This is a genomic window from Xenorhabdus poinarii G6, from assembly GCF_000968175.1.
Classification (GTDB): Bacteria; Pseudomonadota; Gammaproteobacteria; order Enterobacterales; family Enterobacteriaceae; genus Xenorhabdus; species Xenorhabdus poinarii.
Window position 1 is genome coordinate 739,929 of sequence record NZ_FO704551.1, and the last position, 16,717, is coordinate 756,645.

General features: G+C 44.8%; 14 protein-coding genes and 1 CRISPR repeat array. Of the genes, 4 read left to right on the forward strand and 10 right to left on the reverse strand.

Annotated features, from left to right (window positions below):
- Window positions 1-162: 162 nt before the first annotated feature.
- The 9 genes from XPG1_RS03235 to XPG1_RS03270 form a co-directional block, all read right to left on the reverse strand.
- Complete coding sequence (locus XPG1_RS03235; protein WP_084717258.1) at window positions 163-1,089, reverse strand: pseudouridine-5'-phosphate glycosidase; 927 nt, start codon at window positions 1,087-1,089, stop codon at window positions 163-165.
- The gene (locus XPG1_RS03240) at window positions 1,086-4,913 is read right to left on the reverse strand and encodes an amino acid adenylation domain-containing protein (protein WP_045957809.1); all 3,828 of its coding nucleotides are present in this window, start codon (window positions 4,911-4,913) and stop codon (window positions 1,086-1,088) included. Before XPG1_RS03240 ends, XPG1_RS03235 begins: the two co-directional genes overlap by 4 nt.
- A gap of 345 nt (window positions 4,914-5,258) precedes the next feature.
- Entirely contained in the window at window positions 5,259-5,924 is a 666-nt protein-coding gene (locus tag XPG1_RS03245; RefSeq protein WP_231853041.1) for an HAD family hydrolase, read from the reverse strand.
- Window positions 5,925-5,968: 44 nt separating this feature from the next.
- Complete coding sequence (locus XPG1_RS03250; protein ID WP_045957811.1) at window positions 5,969-6,193, reverse strand: tautomerase family protein; 225 nt, start codon at window positions 6,191-6,193, stop codon at window positions 5,969-5,971.
- A gap of 24 nt (window positions 6,194-6,217) precedes the next feature.
- Window positions 6,218-6,868, reverse strand: coding sequence for a uracil phosphoribosyltransferase (gene upp, locus XPG1_RS03255; protein WP_045957812.1), 651 nt, complete (start codon window positions 6,866-6,868; stop codon window positions 6,218-6,220).
- Window positions 6,869-7,181: 313 nt separating this feature from the next.
- Window positions 7,182-7,334: an NUDIX domain-containing protein gene (locus tag XPG1_RS18840; protein WP_231853042.1), complete on the reverse strand. Its 153-nt coding sequence runs from the start codon at window positions 7,332-7,334 to the stop codon at window positions 7,182-7,184.
- Window positions 7,335-7,406: 72 nt separating this feature from the next.
- Window positions 7,407-8,588 carry a questin oxidase family protein gene (locus XPG1_RS03260; protein WP_045957813.1) on the reverse strand — a complete coding sequence of 394 codons (1,182 nt, stop codon included), beginning with the start codon at window positions 8,586-8,588 and terminating at the stop codon, window positions 7,407-7,409.
- On the reverse strand, window positions 8,578-9,021 hold the full coding sequence (locus XPG1_RS03265) for a DMT family transporter (RefSeq protein WP_045957814.1): 444 nt from the start codon (window positions 9,019-9,021) through the stop codon (window positions 8,578-8,580). Before XPG1_RS03265 ends, XPG1_RS03260 begins: the two co-directional genes overlap by 11 nt.
- Before the next feature lie 11 nt (window positions 9,022-9,032).
- The gene (locus tag XPG1_RS03270; RefSeq protein WP_045957815.1) at window positions 9,033-9,491 is read right to left on the reverse strand and encodes a DMT family transporter; all 459 of its coding nucleotides are present in this window, start codon (window positions 9,489-9,491) and stop codon (window positions 9,033-9,035) included.
- Between the two features lie 309 nt (window positions 9,492-9,800).
- Window positions 9,801-10,255: a CRISPR direct-repeat array (repeat unit 29 nt; unit sequence CGGTTTATCCCCATACATATGGGGAACAG).
- A gap of 434 nt (window positions 10,256-10,689) precedes the next feature.
- On the opposite strand from XPG1_RS03270, the gene acnB reads away from it, so the two are divergent.
- From acnB to XPG1_RS03295, 4 genes are all read left to right on the forward strand, one after another.
- Window positions 10,690-13,287: a bifunctional aconitate hydratase 2/2-methylisocitrate dehydratase gene (acnB, locus tag XPG1_RS03275; protein WP_045957816.1), complete on the forward strand. Its 2,598-nt coding sequence runs from the start codon at window positions 10,690-10,692 to the stop codon at window positions 13,285-13,287.
- 214 nt (window positions 13,288-13,501) lie between these two features.
- A complete protein-coding gene (locus XPG1_RS03285; protein WP_045957818.1) occupies window positions 13,502-13,873 on the forward strand; it encodes a YacL family protein in 372 nt (123 codons plus the stop codon).
- Window positions 13,874-13,976: 103 nt separating this feature from the next.
- Complete coding sequence (gene mscS, locus XPG1_RS03290; protein ID WP_045957819.1) at window positions 13,977-14,849, forward strand: small-conductance mechanosensitive channel MscS; 873 nt, start codon at window positions 13,977-13,979, stop codon at window positions 14,847-14,849.
- 204 nt (window positions 14,850-15,053) lie between these two features.
- Window positions 15,054-15,788, forward strand: a complete 735-nt coding sequence (locus tag XPG1_RS03295; protein WP_045957820.1) for an oxidative stress defense protein — start codon at window positions 15,054-15,056, stop codon at window positions 15,786-15,788.
- Here the strand turns inward: XPG1_RS03295 and XPG1_RS03300 are convergent.
- Window positions 15,785-16,690: a LysR family transcriptional regulator ArgP gene (locus tag XPG1_RS03300; RefSeq protein WP_045957821.1), complete on the reverse strand. Its 906-nt coding sequence runs from the start codon at window positions 16,688-16,690 to the stop codon at window positions 15,785-15,787. The genes XPG1_RS03295 and XPG1_RS03300 overlap by 4 nt on opposite strands.
- Between the last annotated feature and the right edge of the window lie 27 nt (window positions 16,691-16,717).

The window sequence follows — 16,717 nt, forward strand, 5'->3', positions numbered from 1 at the left end:
GTCAGTCGAAGTCAGGGATCTCACACCTAAAGGCTCTTTTTTCGCCCTGCTATATAGATTTTTTCATTTCAGATCTGTCCAGAATAAGTTTCTTCCTGTAATCCTGTTTGTTCTATTCACATTCTCTGCCGTCCTCCTCCCTGAAAACGGCATTGATAGGCATTAGTGCTGGGAATGATATACAACGGCCAATTGGCCAGCGACCTCGGCGGTATTCACTAACACGGCTGAATTCGCCGTGGCTGATCGCCCGTAAGTGGCCTGTTCTACCGCTTTCATAATAAATTTCGTCACTAGACTACCTGTCACCCCTTCAGTGGCAGCTTTCTTGATAGCATTCTGGATCGCTGCCTGAACATCGTCGCTGTCAATCGCATCCTCCGGCTTGGTAGGTGTAGCCACAATCATGGCAGCGCTGCCCGGCAATGCATGATTAATATCAATTGCACGGGCTACTTCCGCCAAACTATCCAGGCGCTGCGGACTACGATAGCCACTGCTGCGGCAATAGAAGGCAGGGAAATCATCAGTCTGGTACGTTACCACTGGTACGCATTGGGTTTCCAGAAACTCCAGCGTGCGCCCGATATCGAGAATATTTTTAGCGCCGGCACAAACCACAGTGACTCTGCTGCGAGTAAATTGTATTAGATCTGAAGAGATATCCATGCTGTATTCTCCGCCTCGGTGAACGCCGCCGATGCCGGCCGAGGAAAAGAAGTCAATTCCGGCCAGTTCGGCCAGCATCAAAGACGATGCCACTGTAGTGGCGCCCATGCCTTTTTGCGCAAGCACAAAAGGCAGGTTATTGCTTGAAACTTTTGTGATAGACGACGTAGTGGCAAAGCGTTCAATCTGTTCTTGGTTCATCCCAATAAAAATCTCTCCGTCACAGATACCGATGGTTGCTGGCACTGCACCGCTGCGGCGGACTGCCGCCTCTACCGCTAAAGCGGTTTCCATGTTTGCGGGATAGTTCAGCCCGTGAGTAATCACGTTCGATTCCAACGCGACTACCGCGTGGTTGTCCGCCAGGGCGGATTTCACTTCAGGATGAATAACTAAAGGTAGTTGGTTAACTAGCATTATGACTCACTTATCATGTCAACAGAGGGAAATAGCGCCGTTTTAAGTTGAGCGATGCTTTCAGGCTGCAGAAGCTGGTAATGACCTACTTTCAATTGGATTACGCGCGGTGGGTTAGCCCGTAGCGCTGGCGAATTTTCAAGATAGGAATAGTGGTCGCCAGCTGCTTTAATCACGGTAATCGGTGCCTGGACATGGCGCAGTTGTAATTCTTCAAAGTTGTAGCCAAAGGTGTAAGTTTGTTTGACGATTTTAACGATACGTTCAACTAACTCAGTCTGTAACTGTGGGAAACGTCGGCAAATAAAACCAATAAAATCGCTTTCACTACTACACTCATCTAGGCAGCGCTCAAGCAGAGGCCCCTCAACTTGACGGGCGAAAACGGAAAACAAAATTGCTACAAACACTGGATTAGTGAAGCTAACTTGTTGGTCGTACTCCTGCTCGCGGTCAAACTGCGTTTTCGGTGAACCTGGAGCGATCAGATATAGAGAGGCGACTTGCTGGCCTGCTGCCTCCAACTGGTAGGCAGCTTCAAACGCTACACGCGCGCCAAAGGAGTAGCCCCACAATGTATAAGGCCCCTGCGGCTGTAACTTCCGAATCTGCGCGATATCTGCCGCCGCCATCTGCTGAATGGACGACAGTGGTACTTCCCCTTCATTGATCCCCAGCGCTTGCACGCCATAAAACGCATGATCTTGGCTCAGGCTCTCTCCTAGCGCTTTAAGACTGAGCGGGTAACCCCCAAGACCTGGCCAGCAGAAAATTGCTGGCGCCGATTGACGATTAAAAGGTACCAGACGCGACATCTGCTGTGTCTTAGAATTATTGCGATCTATCCATTCGGCCAACGCTATAATTCTCGGCGCCTGAAATAGAATTTGCATTGGTAATTTGATATTGAGTGCTTTGTTTACCTGGTTGATGAACATCACCGCTGTTAGCGAATTCCCACCGCTCTCAAAGAAATCATCGTCGACCGAGACTGTGTCCCACTTCATGACCCGGCACCAGATATCGGCCAATTTCTGTTGTAATTCGTTCTGCGCTGCAATGAAAGGTTTTTCACTATTTAACTGACTTGCATACTGGCGATTAAGCAACTGTTGGTCAACTTTGCCATTAGCCATCAGCGGAAGATTTTCCATCACGAGTACTCGGTTCGGGATCATATAGTGCGGTAACTGGGCAGCTAAATCGGCCTTCAGCATCTCGCTTGGGCCTTGCATATGCACCCGGTCTTCATCCATACCATCATGAGTTAACTGAGAATGGCTCAGCGGGCCGCCTATGCAGAAATAGCAGCTATGCAACTGCCTGCCGTGGCGGGCTAGGAGTGCCCGCATAGCATTCGCGGCAGGCAACTCGTTTCCACTCTTTGAACTGTAACCAGCCGACATCATGCCTAATCCCAGCGGATTAGCTTGCAGACGATGCAGAGTACGTCCAAGAGTGACGTAATGCATCGGAACATTATCATGGTTATTCACCATCATGATACCAAATCGCGCGCGCTGGTATACCTGTTGGTTAATGGCGATAACATGCTGACAGGCTAAAACCTCTTCGTCTAGAAAATGTAGCGCACCCTGACGATATTCGTACATCCCCGCAGACATGTCGGTTACCCCCCCCGCATGAACCTGCACAAAAAACTCAGGTTCATCGGTCTTCACCTCCGTATTCGCGGGCTGGATGCGGTAATCGCCAAGATAATAGTCGCTTGATGCGCCGTCGTACCACTGGGGCAAAACACCAGGCTCGGCGTTGGCGACAACCTGCAGGCCATATTCTGGCAGCAGTTCGTCAAACAATCCCAGCATATGGCCCGCTTCCATTTCCAGAACCTCTTGAATATTGTTCTGATAAATAGGCTCAATAGCTGAGCGTTTGCCGATAAAGTGTATCGTTATGCTTGCCATCGACTTCTCCGGCAGTTCGCATACCTGATAAAGTCGATGATATACCGGATGGTAATAATAAATTCCCGCTGGCCAACCAAACATTTTATGCAACTCAAGATACATCTGAGCTGCGTAAAGAGCCCCGGGTGACGCGTAAGCATATTTAGGCAATAGGCGGTTTGCACTTGTAAACTGGCCAAAGTTACGCAGCAACGAGCCAAAGGCTTCCGTCGACAGTGTAAGGAGCGTTCTTACCTGCTCTGTGCGTTGGTGTCGACCCAGGATCGATAACAGTTGTGATTCGGTAACCGGCGTCGAGCCTTCAAAGAAACGATAACTTTTACGACTGAAAGCGCGATAGCGTTGAGCCGGTGTAGCTTCCTTACCTGACAGTTCAATCACAGGAAAGGGCAGGCACTGTTCCTCACTGCGACACCCCATGTTGGATAACTGAGCCTTTACCTGCTGCTTACTCGTTTTGGACTGGTGATGCTCGCTATGGATCCCTTGATCCATCAACGCTGCGTTCTGCTCATCCAACTCAATACAGGCAATCAGGTTCTGATAGTGCGTGCGTTCATCTTCATTCACCACGATTGCCGCTCTTTTCACCCAGCGATGACGTTCTATTGCCAGACGAATTTCATCCAGTTCAATACGATAGCCACGCAGCTTAATCTGATTATCGACGCGGCCGACAAAGTGATAACAGCCGGCATTATCGCGGTACACGACATCGCCTGTACGATATAAGCGTGAATGCTTGGGCTCGGTTGTAAAACGGTTATCTAGGAACCTTTCAGCTGTCAGGTCGGGGCGCTGTAAATAGCCATCGGCAACCTGTACGCCAGATATATACAGTTCGCCTTTTTCCCCTTCCGCGATCGGCTGCTGATATGGATCAAGTACATAAAACCGTGTGTCGTCTACTGGATAGCCTATTGGTACGGCATCCGGCAACTGTTCCAGCGTGTCCCATTTTACCTCATACACCGAAGAGTTGATGGTGCATTCTGTTGGTCCATACAGGTTGATTAGATGGGTATTCGGTAGGCATTGAAATAATTGCCGCGCAAGATTACGCGTTAATATTTCACCGCCGCAAAAGACATGAGTTAACGCTTGGCAGTCCTGTAATAGTGGTTGATCGACCAATGCCTGCAACAGGGTTGGTACACATTGAAGACAGGTGATCTGCTCATGCAGCAACGTTTCCGCCATCAGGTCTGGATCGCTATAGCACCCTTTCGGTGCGATTACTAACGTAACGCCCATCGCCGGCGCCAGGATTTCCCACTGTGCGGCGTCAAAACTCATCGGCGTTTTCTGCAAAATACGGCTGTGTGTGCCAAAAGCAAAGCGTCTGCTGAGGTAGCACATTTGGTAGGATATATTCTGGTAGTTGACCATCACGCCTTTGGGTTTACCCGAACTGCCGGATGTGTAAATTACATAAGCCAGCCTCTCTCTATCCTTGGCTTCCATGAAGTTAAACGACTCAGGCAAGTGGAATAGATAAGGAATATCATTTTCGGTTATAATAGTAACGTCATGTTCGACTAGCGCTTGCAGTTTTTCTTTAAGGTGATGTTGACAAAAAATAACGTCGACCCTCGAATCCGCAATCATGTAGCGCAGCCGCTCTTCCGGATATTCAGGCGCCAGCGGCAAATAGGCATAGCCGGTGGCCAAAATTCCCCAAGCGGCGGTAACTAAGCTTACGGAAGGCTCACAGAATAAACCGATGCAAACTGTGTTCTCATTAACACTCTGCTGTAAACGGGAATAAATACTGAATATATGCTGGAAAAAATCTTGATAATTTAGTTCGCTGTCAGCATCCCTCACCGCAATGGATTCAGGATGAAGGCTACGTTTTTGAGATAATTGTTCAAATAGTCCCACAAAATTATTCATAATAATGCTATAAATGCCCTAGATTTATAAGGATACTGTTAGTGTTATTTTAACTATCAGTAATTTAATTAAGTAATAAGATTAGTGAGTTATATTATTATTTATCACTGTCATTACTTTATTCATCCTTGTAAACTTTCGGAATTCATCCTATTTAAGAGTTAATAATTGTCAGTCAATATATGAGTGCTGAAGTTTTTTCATGCAAAATCTTTGGCTAAAAAGCCATAAATAACCATACCTTTTGGCGCTGTTTATCTATCATATTAAATGCTAATATGACGACTTTATTCCCCACTAACTTGTAGGCTGAATAAACAATGTTTCCAGAAATAAAAAGATCTTTTAACTGGTGCTACGGAGACCTCTTAATAGACACCAATTAACTACATCGGAAAATGAACTAACGATAATGTCGGGCTTGGCCGCCGCTAATATCGTGCGATGTTGAATACCGTAATCTACAGCTATTACCTGACAGCCAACTTGGTGTGCCATCAATATATCGTGCGTAGTGTCTCCGACCATGACCGACTCTTCAGCCACAGCCTGGTAGTGGGCTAGTATGTTATTCCCCGATTCCGGCGCTGGTTTTTTATCCTTCACCTGATCGGCGCATACAACTACATCAAACAGCCCAGCAATGCCCGATGCGATTAATAAAGCATTAGCGCTGCGTGCGAACTTATTGGTTGTAACCGCCAGCTGAAAGCCAGACTGTTTCAGTTGAAACAATCCTGCGGCAACCCCGGGAAATAACAGTTCGGCCGCCATAGGTAAAATTAGCGTCTGAAATTGCCGTTGATACTCCTCCACGCAGTCTGTTACCCTTTGCCCGTCCTCAGCTTGCGACAAAAGTTGCGCAAACGCCCGTTCTAATGGCAACCCAATCGTTTCTCGAATTTGTTCATCGTGCGCTGGTTCCGGCAATTTTAACTGCTGAAAAGTGGCGCGAAAGGCTGAAATAATCGCTTTCGCCGTATCAAACAAAGTACCGTCAAGGTCAAACATAATGACTCGGAGATGGGGTTTCATCAATCCTATTTCTCTGAAGGTTAATAATTTGGGATTTTAATTAAGCAGTCTTTTTTATTCTCTATTTCTGGACGATAAACCTGCTCCTGCCAATCACCAGCAGGAACCGGTTCCATCGAGATGGAAACCACGCTGGATTCGCACGACAATGCGTGCGTGACGGCTAGTGTAATTTCTTCTGCTAGACGGTTCTTAACTGTTTTCGACAATGCTGCGGGAAAATGCTGAATTTTTACATGCGGCATAAATATCTCCTGTCGCTGGTTAATTTATCTGTGAAGGGTGCCAAAATAACGATCGCCAAAATCGCCTATTCCTGGTTTCATAAACGCCTGTTCCGTCATTCCTTGCTCAATGGAAGAGGTCACCAGTTTAATTGTCGGGAAATGGGACAATAGACGTTCAATGCCAGCCGGCGATGTCAGTACATTGATAACATATATATTTTCCAACGCTACGTCTTGCTTCAGCAATGTTTCGATTGCCATAAGCAAAGAACCACCGGTGGCAAGCATAGGCTCAAATAATAAGACCGCGCGTTCGGCAATATCATCGGGAAAATGGGAGTAGAAATATTTAGGCTGTTTACTGTACGGATCGCGCTGAATAAGTATTTTACCTATCGGCTGGCCAGCAAACATTCTACGGTACTCGCCCTCAAAACTTTCCCCGGCACGGATAACTGATACACCGCAAACACCGCGGACTAATCTAAGTCCAGCATAGGTTTCGCCAATCGGCGTAAGTACATCCTGAGTTTCATACGGTAATAAATTGGCAGTATACACCAATAACTGACGAACTAACTGATCAGCATAATAGGTAAAACAAGCATTATCCGCTTGGTTGTTACGTATTTTAGTATGTAAAGACGTCAGATATTTACTCGGTGGTAATAAGTTTATGTTGGCAATATTCATTTTTTGGAATTTAATAAATTTATGGGGAATAAATCACAGCCTACTATACCTTATAGGGCTAGTAGCTAACTTATAATTATTTAAATAAAATATTGAAACTTTAATATATCTAAGTGAAATATTATTCAATAAGATTGAATTCCTTTAACATGTCTAAAACTCTTATCGATACCGTAGAGCAACGGTGACGATCCGCGTATGCGAACTAGGAAATTTCTTCAATTTCGGCGCGTGCTTTTAGATCGCTAGTAAAATTAGCGGTAAAAAAGTGTATTTTTACAACGATACCTTTAGGTTTTTCATCGGCCTGTCCTTAAAATTCCCCCATGGAAATAACACTGTCATTAATTAAATCGACAGAAAGTTCTTCTTTTATTTCTCTTTTCAACGCAGCTTCGCCACTTTCTCTGTTTTCCCTCTTCCCTCCTGGAATATAATATATAGGCTTTTCATATGATCGTACCACAAGAGTTTATTTATTTTTTATATAAATCCAGCCTAATTTATCAATATATTTATTATTTACTTGATCAACCTTTTAATCTAGATTAGGAGCATCTTCAAACGATGGTGGTAACTCAGGCGTAGAGGTGAACTGATGCGCGGCAGCGCGATATAAGGTACACCGCGTGCGCAACCACAGCGTCTTCATCATATAAACCAATTTGGGATTATGCTCTTCCTCTTCCTCCACAGCGCGTGTGGTAATTAGCTGCCATTCGCGTTCCCATACAGGGTTGCGGAGGTCGTCATAATGTTCAGCATAGGCACGCTGAAGAGACTGCAATTTCTCAGGATGCGCTAAATTACCGGTAGCAAACAGCATACACTGCATCCCAACCCAATAGCAGCATAGTATGTTATGCGACTCCTGCTCCGGTAGATGCTTGGCGATTTGTTCCATCGCCAGTAGTGAAGTTAGCAGGTGAAGCACTTGGAAATTCCCTGGTGCAGCCAGATAGATAAGAGTCACCGTCTGATAAAGCTGCAGCCATGTCTGTTCTGTGTTTTGTTGCGTCAGCCACGACGGCTTGCGATAAATTTCTTTATGTCCTTGATGCAATACACAAGCAATGCGATATTGAAGCCCAGAACGCTGAAGTTCAGGATGAATATGGGCCATAACTTCCTCGGTCGGCGTATCAATTACCGCACTCTGCCAGGCGAGCATCTCTTTCACGTTCTGATGCCAACTCTGCGCCAAACGTAAAATAGAATCAAAAGTGGTGATCTCATTAAGAGACGGATCATCTTGGGAGCGTTGTGAATAGCAGGGAACATATGAATAGGCCATATACGCCAGCCCTTCGACGCTCATCTCTTTATGATCGGCCAATAACGCCCACCCGAGGTGAATAGTGCCATGTGTCAATGAACCGACCCAACCGTCAATCAGGTCCGGTAAGTAACGGGCTAACACTTGTTCACGGCCATATTGATCTATTTGTTGTCGGAAAAAGTCGCAATAGGCGCTGAAGCTGCTGCGCTTACCCAGCAGACTACGCCAGTTGCTAGCATTCACTTGATGTAAAGCCTTTCTGGGCGGCTCTAATCCCATGCCGTAAGGAGTCATCGCTGCGTAGCGCTGGTAGTAGAAAGCAATTTGTTTATCTGGCACGCCCAGCCCAGCTAAGGCAATAACTGCATGTTTTACATGGTTAGTCAAATGCCCATTGAACTCGATATCGTACTGCTTATCCGCTAACAATTCATTTATCATTATAATGTTTCTCGAATGTAGATATGATGATTCCTATAGTTATCAGTGCTACGCCCAGTAATTGGATCAGATGGCTGCGGCCACCTTGACTCAGTAAGTCAAACATAACAGCGGAAAACATCTGACCGCCAATAATTAACACCGACGTATTAAGCGCTCCCATTCTGGGAAATACATAGCTACTGGTTGCCACAAAAAACGCACCGCACGCTCCGCCGAACCATGCATAAGTAGGGATATGTAACCAATCAAATTGGCTCAACTGTTGCCAGTAAAATACAGCCACTATTAGAGTCAAAAAGAAAAAGCCTACAGTATGGTTCCATAGTGATGTTCGGAAAGCGCCGATGGCGGTACTCAATTGGCCATTTATCACCCTAGCGGAGCTAATAACCATGCCGTTTAATAATGCAATAAAGATAAGAATGTCCAAGCTATATAACCCTAGAGACTATAGATGATAAGAGAGCAGCCAGAAATAATCAGAATAAAAATATAAATATCACTGCGTGACAATTTGCGCTTTGGAGAACCGAATAAACCGAAGTGATCTGAAATAAAACTAAATAATAATTGTCCGACTAAGCCAAGAGAAATTGTGCTGGATATAGGTATTCCACCGTTAATTACCATGTTAGCTAAAATAACTACCAAGGCTCCGGGTATGCCACCAAAATACATCCATATGGGAGGCTTTTTAAATTTATTCGCGAGTTTTTTCGGTGCTTTCTTGACGAATAATTGAATAAGCAATAAAGAACATAATACACCAGTACCGTGTGCTACCCATGAAGCGACGACAGGGGAAGTTTTTTCAGACAGTGCGCTATTAGCTTGAAACATTAAGGTAAGAAAGAAACCGCTGAGGATAGCGATTAATATATTCTTTATATTACTAATCAAAATTATGGACCTATAAATTAAATAATAAAAGCTAACTAATTTACTTTACTATCACTGTAAGGAACAACATAAATTTGTTTAAAACTACGTCTTTTGATCTTCACAGAAACTTACTCTTTTGATTCAAGGATGTCAACAAGATATTAAAGTGATTTTTGACTGATAACAGGATGTAACGGTTAGTAGTACGATAATCCTCTTAAAGAAAATATTGTTATCCTTTGGCGCTTTTATCGATATTTGATTCCTGTGGTAAATTGGGAAGAGATTATATAGCTTTTGTAATATTAATTTATATTCGTTATCAATCGGTTTATCCCTATGTATATGAGGAACACTTTATTTTTAATATTATTAAACATTTTATTCCGGTTTATCCCCATATGTATGGGGAACAGTCTTCCTGTTATCAAAATGTCTGAGTAACCTTCGGTTTATCCCCATACATATGGGGAACAGCATAGCACGATAATACTCAATCAGTGTTTGTTCGGTTTATCCCCATACATATGGGGAACAGAGCCGCCGCGCGTTTGCGTTCAGCCCGCCGCCCGGTTTATCCCCATACATATGGGGAACAGGAAACCGTCCTGAAAAAAATAGCGATAACGGACGGTTTATCCCCATACATATGGGGAACAGTGTCCGGAACAGGTAGTGCCTTACAAGGAGCACGGTTTATCCCCATACATATGGGGAACAGGAAGTAAAAAACCACTCATAGCTGTCTTCACTCGGTTTATCCCCATACATATGGGGAACAGACTAATTATATCTTTATGTTTTTTAATAACTTTTTTGATGGAAAAAATTCTACCACGTTTTTTACTTAAAAATACCATTTTTTCAAAAATAAAAAGATATGTTTTTCAATAGGTTAAAAAATACAAAACGGACGCCTTTCCAATCTACCGAAATTCCCGGCACGAAACATTTTTAATCCTTTTAATACACTCTTTATGTGCCTTTACCTAGCATTTTATCAACGTTCAATGTTGATTTTATGTGAATGAATTAACATGCCATTCAAATTTTGGTATGCTATGTGCCCGAAGCTAGGCATAATTTTCATATTATGCGAGCAAAATCCTCTGACCTGGCACCCCTGATGATTGTTTTTGGATGACTGTTTTCAATGATCGTTACCGGGTGCAGACAGCCGGGTATATAAAATGACAATGAGAGCGAGGAGAAAGTCGTGCTAGAAGAATACCGTAAGCACGTAGCCGAGCGTGCAGCTCAAGGCATCGTCCCTAAGCCGTTAGACGCCACTCAAGCAGCGGCGCTGGTCGAATTACTGAAGAACCCACCTAAAGGTGAAGAAGATTTCCTGGTCGATCTACTGACTAATCGTGTTCCCCCTGGTGTCGATGAAGCCGCTTATGTTAAAGCCGGTTTTCTTGCTGCCCTTGCCAAGGGCGAAACCGTCTCCCCTTTAGTGACACAGGAAAAAGCCATTGAATTATTGGGAACCATGCAAGGTGGATATAACATCCACGCTTTAATTGATGCCCTTGATGATGAAAAACTCGCTCCGATTGCGGCAAAAGCACTTTCTCACACATTGCTGATGTTCGACAGCTTCTATGATGTAGAAGAAAAAGCGAAAGCGGGTAATGCCTATGCCAAACAGATTCTGCAATCATGGGCAGATGCAGACTGGTTCCTTGAACGTCCTGAATTAGCAGAAAAAATTACCGTTACAGTCTTTAAGGTCACCGGTGAAACAAATACCGATGATCTTTCTCCCGCGCCTGATGCGTGGTCACGTCCAGATATTCCTCTCCATGCTTTAGCCATGCTCAAAAATGCCCGTGAAGGTATTGAACCCGATCAGGCTGGTGTCGTCGGCCCAATTCAACAAATCGAAGCCTTGAGCAAGAAAGGTTATCCATTAGCTTACGTTGGTGATGTCGTCGGTACTGGCTCATCCCGTAAATCAGCAACTAATTCTGTATTGTGGTTCATGGGAGAAGATATTCCGTTTGTGCCGAACAAACGTGGTGCCGGCGTCGTACTGGGCGGTAAAATTGCCCCCATTTTCTTTAATACAATGGAAGATGCTGGTGCTCTACCAATTGAAGTGGATGTTGCCAAATTGGAGATGGGGGATGTGATTGATATCTACCCCTATAAAGGTGAAATTCGTCATCACGAAACGAACGAATTGCTGGCAACATTTGCACTGAAAACAGGTGTACTCATTGATGAAGTACGTGCCGGCGGCCGTATTCCATTGATTATCGGTCGTGGCCTGACGGGCAAAGCGCGTGAATCATTGGGTCTGCCACACAGTGAGGTATTCCGTCAGGCAAAAGCGGTTGCGGAAAGTGATCGGGGTTTCTCGTTGGCACAGAAAATGGTTGGCCGTGCCTGTGGCAAAGCGGGTATACGACCGGGAGAATATTGTGAACCTAAGATGACTTCGGTTGGTTCTCAGGATACGACCGGGCCAATGACGCGGGATGAATTGAAAGATCTGGCGTGTCTGGGCTTCTCTGCGGATCTGGTGATGCAGTCATTTTGTCATACCGCCGCTTATCCAAAACCTGTCGATGTGACGACCCATCACACATTGCCTGATTTCATTATGAACCGGGGCGGGGTATCTCTGCGGCCGGGTGATGGCATTATCCATTCCTGGTTGAACCGGATGTTGTTGCCGGATACGGTGGGAACAGGCGGAGATTCCCATACTCGTTTCCCGATTGGTATCTCTTTCCCGGCGGGATCGGGGCTGGTGGCCTTTGCTGCTGCAACAGGCGTCATGCCACTGGATATGCCAGAGTCCATACTAGTTCGTTTTAAAGGAAATATGCAGCCGGGTATCACTCTGCGTGATTTGGTTCATGCCATCCCTTATTATGCGATCCAGCAAGGCTTATTGACGGTTGAGAAAAAGGGTAAGAAAAATATCTTCTCGGGCCGGATCCTTGAGATTGAAGGTTTGCCAGAACTCAAAGTTGAGCAGGCATTTGAACTGGCGGATGCATCTGCGGAACGTTCTGCGGCAGGTTGTACAATTAAGCTGGATAAAGCACCCATCATTGAATATTTGCAATCAAACATCGTCTTGCTGAAGTGGATGATTGCGGAAGGTTATGGTGATCGCCGGACATTGGAGCGCCGTATTATTGGCATGGAAAACTGGCTGAAAGATCCTCAGTTACTGGAAGCGGATGTAGATGCCGAATATGCGGCTGTGATTGAAATTGATTTGGCTGATATTAAAGAGCCTATTTTGTGCGCGCCTAACGACCCCGATGATGCACGCTTGTTATCTGAAGTTGCCAACAGCAAAATTGATGAAGTTTTCATCGGATCCTGCATGACGAATATTGGTCATTTCCGTGCGGCAGGTAAGTTGTTGGATCAGCATAAAGGCCAGCTGCCGACTCGCTTGTGGGTTGCTCCTCCAACTAAGATGGATGCGGCGCAATTAACGGAAGAAGGCTATTACAGTGTCTTTGGTAAAAGTGGTGCTCGCATTGAGATCCCTGGTTGCTCATTGTGCATGGGGAATCAGGCGCGTGTAGCGGATGGAGCAACCGTGGTATCCACGTCGACCCGTAACTTCCCTAACCGTCTTGGCGCAGGCGCAAATGTTTACCTGGCATCTGCGGAATTGGCCGCAGTAGCTTCCGTGTTGGGACGGTTACCAACGCCAGAAGAGTATTTGCAGTTCATGGATAAGGTCGATGAAACCGCAACAGATACTTATCGCTACCTCAATTTTGATCAATTGAGCCAATACACGGAAAAAGCAGATGATGTGATCTTCCAAACTACCGTATAAGAAAGTATATTGCCATGCATAGGGAGGCAAATGCCTCCCTTTTTCGTGTCCCGCGTTTTGTCTCTCTTGCTTCATGGTATTTGTTTTATAGCATTTGTCTTATCACAATTTTTCAATGGCTTTTGTATTAGTTTGTGGGGTATTTCAGCGGTGAAAGCAGCAATGTTTAAAACCCAAAGGGATCATTTGGGATATGTAAAAATGGGGGTATGTGATGGAATATGAATTTATGCAAGATATTACCGGTCAGGTAACAACATCCTTTTCCATGGATCATGAGGCTATTGGTCATTGGTTAAACGAAGAAGTGAAAGAGGATTTGAGTATATTGGATAAAATCACGCTGGCTTTACAAGAGATTAAAGGGAGTGAACGTCAGTGGCAGCTATCGGGTCATGAATATACGCTATTGATGGACGAAAATGAGATCATGATCAGGGCGAATCAACTCCAGTTTGATACCGAGGTGATGGAAGAAGGCATGAGCTACTATGATAACGAAAGTTTAGCTTTTTGTGGTACAGACGATTTTATTGATATGTTGGCTAATTATAAAGAGTTTATTTCGCAAAAACATAAAACGTAAGCATTAATGTTCAATCAATGAGGGCTTTCTGCCATAATCTACATTCCATCACGTTTTTGTGTTGTCGCAGTGGTTTTCTATTCAACAATAAGGTGGGCTTTGTATGAAAGAGATCAATCTGTCAAACGAGATTGATAAAGCGGCGAACTGGTTTACCAACAATCAGGATCTACTGATTCAGTATGCAGTTAATATTGTCTCTGCCATTTTGATTCTTATCGTTGGCTTAGTTGTTGCTAAGTTGGTGAATAAAGCCGTTAAGCGTGTTATGTCATTGCGTGGCATTGATGCGACCATTTCTGATTTTTTATCTGCCATTATTCGCTATGCCATCATCGCGTTTACGATTATTGCCGTTCTTGGTAAGTTGGGCGTTCAGACGGCCTCTGTTATTGCCGTCATTGGTGCTGCAGGCTTGGCGGTTGGTCTGGCATTACAAGGATCACTGTCTAATTTTGCCGCCGGGGTTCTATTGGTGGTTTTCCGCCCGTTGCGCACGGGGGAATATGTCAATATTGGTGCGGTGGAAGGCACGGTGGTACAAGTGCAGATTTTCTCGACAACGTTGCGTACCGCGGATGATCGCATCATCGTTATCCCCAACGGTAAGATTATTGCGGACAATATTATCAATACCAGTCGTGAACCTAACCGCCGTACCCAAATTATGGTTGGGGTTGCCTATAACGCGGATATTGATGAAGTGAAAAAAGTGTTGGGAGACGTGATTAAAGAAGATAAACGCATTCAACATGAAAAAGGCGTCACTATTCGGTTGCACGAAATGGCCCCTTCATCATTGAACTTTATTGTTCGTGTGTGGACAACTAACGGTGATGCCTGGAATGTCTATTGGGACTTGATGGAAAATTTTAAACGTGCTTTGGATAAGCACAATATCAACATTCCATTCCCGCAAATGGATGTTTATCTGCATCAGCAAAATATGGCTTTACAGGCAAAAATAGACGAATAATGAAAATATCGTGGTGTGAGAATGTCTCTTTCTCACACCAAATCATGACGATTTTTGTTGGTGGTGCGTTGTGGGATGGCGTTGAGGGATAAATGCAATAAGAGCAGGGTTTTTTATCTGATGGCAATACATCCCTATAGATAGTGTGCTAATGTTTCTGAAAGCACCTGACTGATGTACATTAAGTGGTATTGAGGAGGTTTTGTGAAACTTAAGTCACTGGTATTGGCCGCGATGATGGCGCTGGGAAGCCTGCCTTATATGTCTGTATCTGCTGCGGGTTCGTTATCTGTGCCACATATTGCTACTTCGGGTAACGCGGTCGTTAAAGCCGCACCGGATATGGCAACTTTAATGATCCACGTGAGTGAAACCGAGAAGAGCGCGGCAGAAGCAAAGAAAACCATCGATGCTCGTGTCGCGAAATATTTTGATTTTCTGAAAAATAACGGTATCGAAAAGAAAGATATTGATGCGGCGAATTTGCGCACTCAGCCAACATATCGTTATGAACAAAAAACCGGAAAATCAATGATTACGGGTTATATGGCATCACGTTCAGTTGAAGTGAAAGTGCATAAGTTAGATCAATTAGATACCTTATTGGATGGTGCTCTGAAAGCAGGGTTGAACGAAATTAACGCTGTTCAGTTTAGTGTCGATAATCCGCAACGTTACCGTGATGAAGCCAGACAAAAAGCGATAGAAAATGCGATTCAACAAGCAACGGCCTTGGCAAAAGGGTTCAACGGTAAATTAGGCCCTGTATATAGCATTAATTATCGGGCGCCTGAAGCTGTGGCTATGCCAATGAGCCGTCTGAAATACCAGTCAGCTCTGATGGCAGCGCCAAATTCTGAATCAGCACGTGAAACCTATGCACCACAGAACATTGAGTTTTCTGATCACGTTGATGCTATTTTTGAATTACAGCGCTAGTCAGTTTTATCTTCTTGACGTAACATCTGGCGTCCAAGTTTTAACAGGGCGTCAGTGACTTTTCTCATCGTTCCACTTTCTGGCGCAAAACGATGCCAGTAAAGCATACGGCGTTGGTAAAGACCCGGCGTCAGATCGATTAATTCACCGTCTTTCAATTCCTTGTCAACTTGCAAATGTGGGATCATACAACAGGTTGAGCCCTGTTTTGCCAATTGTACAAATGCTTCGGAAGAATTCACAATGTGGCAGGGCACGCTGCCCGGCGATAAATCAAAATTCTGCTGTAAAAATGCTTGATGCATATCATCCAAATGGTCGAATGCAACAGCCGGGGCTTTCAGTAGCGCTGAACGCGTAACGCCATTCGGGAAAAAACGGTTTGCGAACCCTGGAGAGGCAACAAACAGATAATCCAGAGCGCCTAACTTATCGACCAGGCAGCTTGGCAGAGGTTGAGATTGGATACTAATCGCCCCGACAACTTCGCCACGCCGCAAACGTTCCTGAGTCCGGGTTTCATCTTCCACCTGAATATTGAGCCGAATAGGTAAATCGGACAAGACAGGATGGAGAGCGGGTAAAAGCCATGTAGCCAGACTGTCCGCATTAACCGCAAGGGAAAGCAATAACGGGGTTTCATGACTGTTCTCATCGCCGAGCCATTGTGCCTCCAGCATTTCTACCTGATGTAATAGCGCAAGCAGCCTTTGCCCTTGTTCTGTCGGGTGGGGAGGAACAGTGCGTACCAAAAGCGGTTGACCAAACATATTTTCTAATTGTTTGATTCTTTGGGATACGGCTGATTGGGTGATACAAAGTTTTTGCGCTGCTCGTTCGAAACCACGTTCTCTGATCACTGCATCTAATGCTTGCAATGATCGATAGTCAGGACGTTTCATTGAAAATAAGATCCTCCATGTTTGCTC

Bases quoted from the DNA above. Each gene is read 5' to 3' on its own strand.
- XPG1_RS03240 (WP_045957809.1), bottom strand. From the start codon at position 4,913: ATGAATAATTTTGTGGGACTATTTGAACAATTATCTCAAAAACGTAGC.
- XPG1_RS03245 (WP_231853041.1), bottom strand. From the start codon at position 5,924: ATGTTTGACCTTGACGGTACTTTGTTTGATACGGCGAAAGCGATTATT.
- XPG1_RS03250 (WP_045957811.1), bottom strand. From the start codon at position 6,193: ATGCCGCATGTAAAAATTCAGCATTTTCCCGCAGCATTGTCGAAAACA.
- upp (WP_045957812.1), bottom strand. From the start codon at position 6,868: ATGAATATTGCCAACATAAACTTATTACCACCGAGTAAATATCTGACG.
- XPG1_RS03260 (WP_045957813.1), bottom strand. From the start codon at position 8,588: ATGATAAATGAATTGTTAGCGGATAAGCAGTACGATATCGAGTTCAAT.
- XPG1_RS03285 (WP_045957818.1), top strand. From the start codon at position 13,502: ATGGAATATGAATTTATGCAAGATATTACCGGTCAGGTAACAACATCC.
- mscS (WP_045957819.1), top strand. From the start codon at position 13,977: ATGAAAGAGATCAATCTGTCAAACGAGATTGATAAAGCGGCGAACTGG.
- XPG1_RS03300 (WP_045957821.1), bottom strand. From the start codon at position 16,690: ATGAAACGTCCTGACTATCGATCATTGCAAGCATTAGATGCAGTGATC.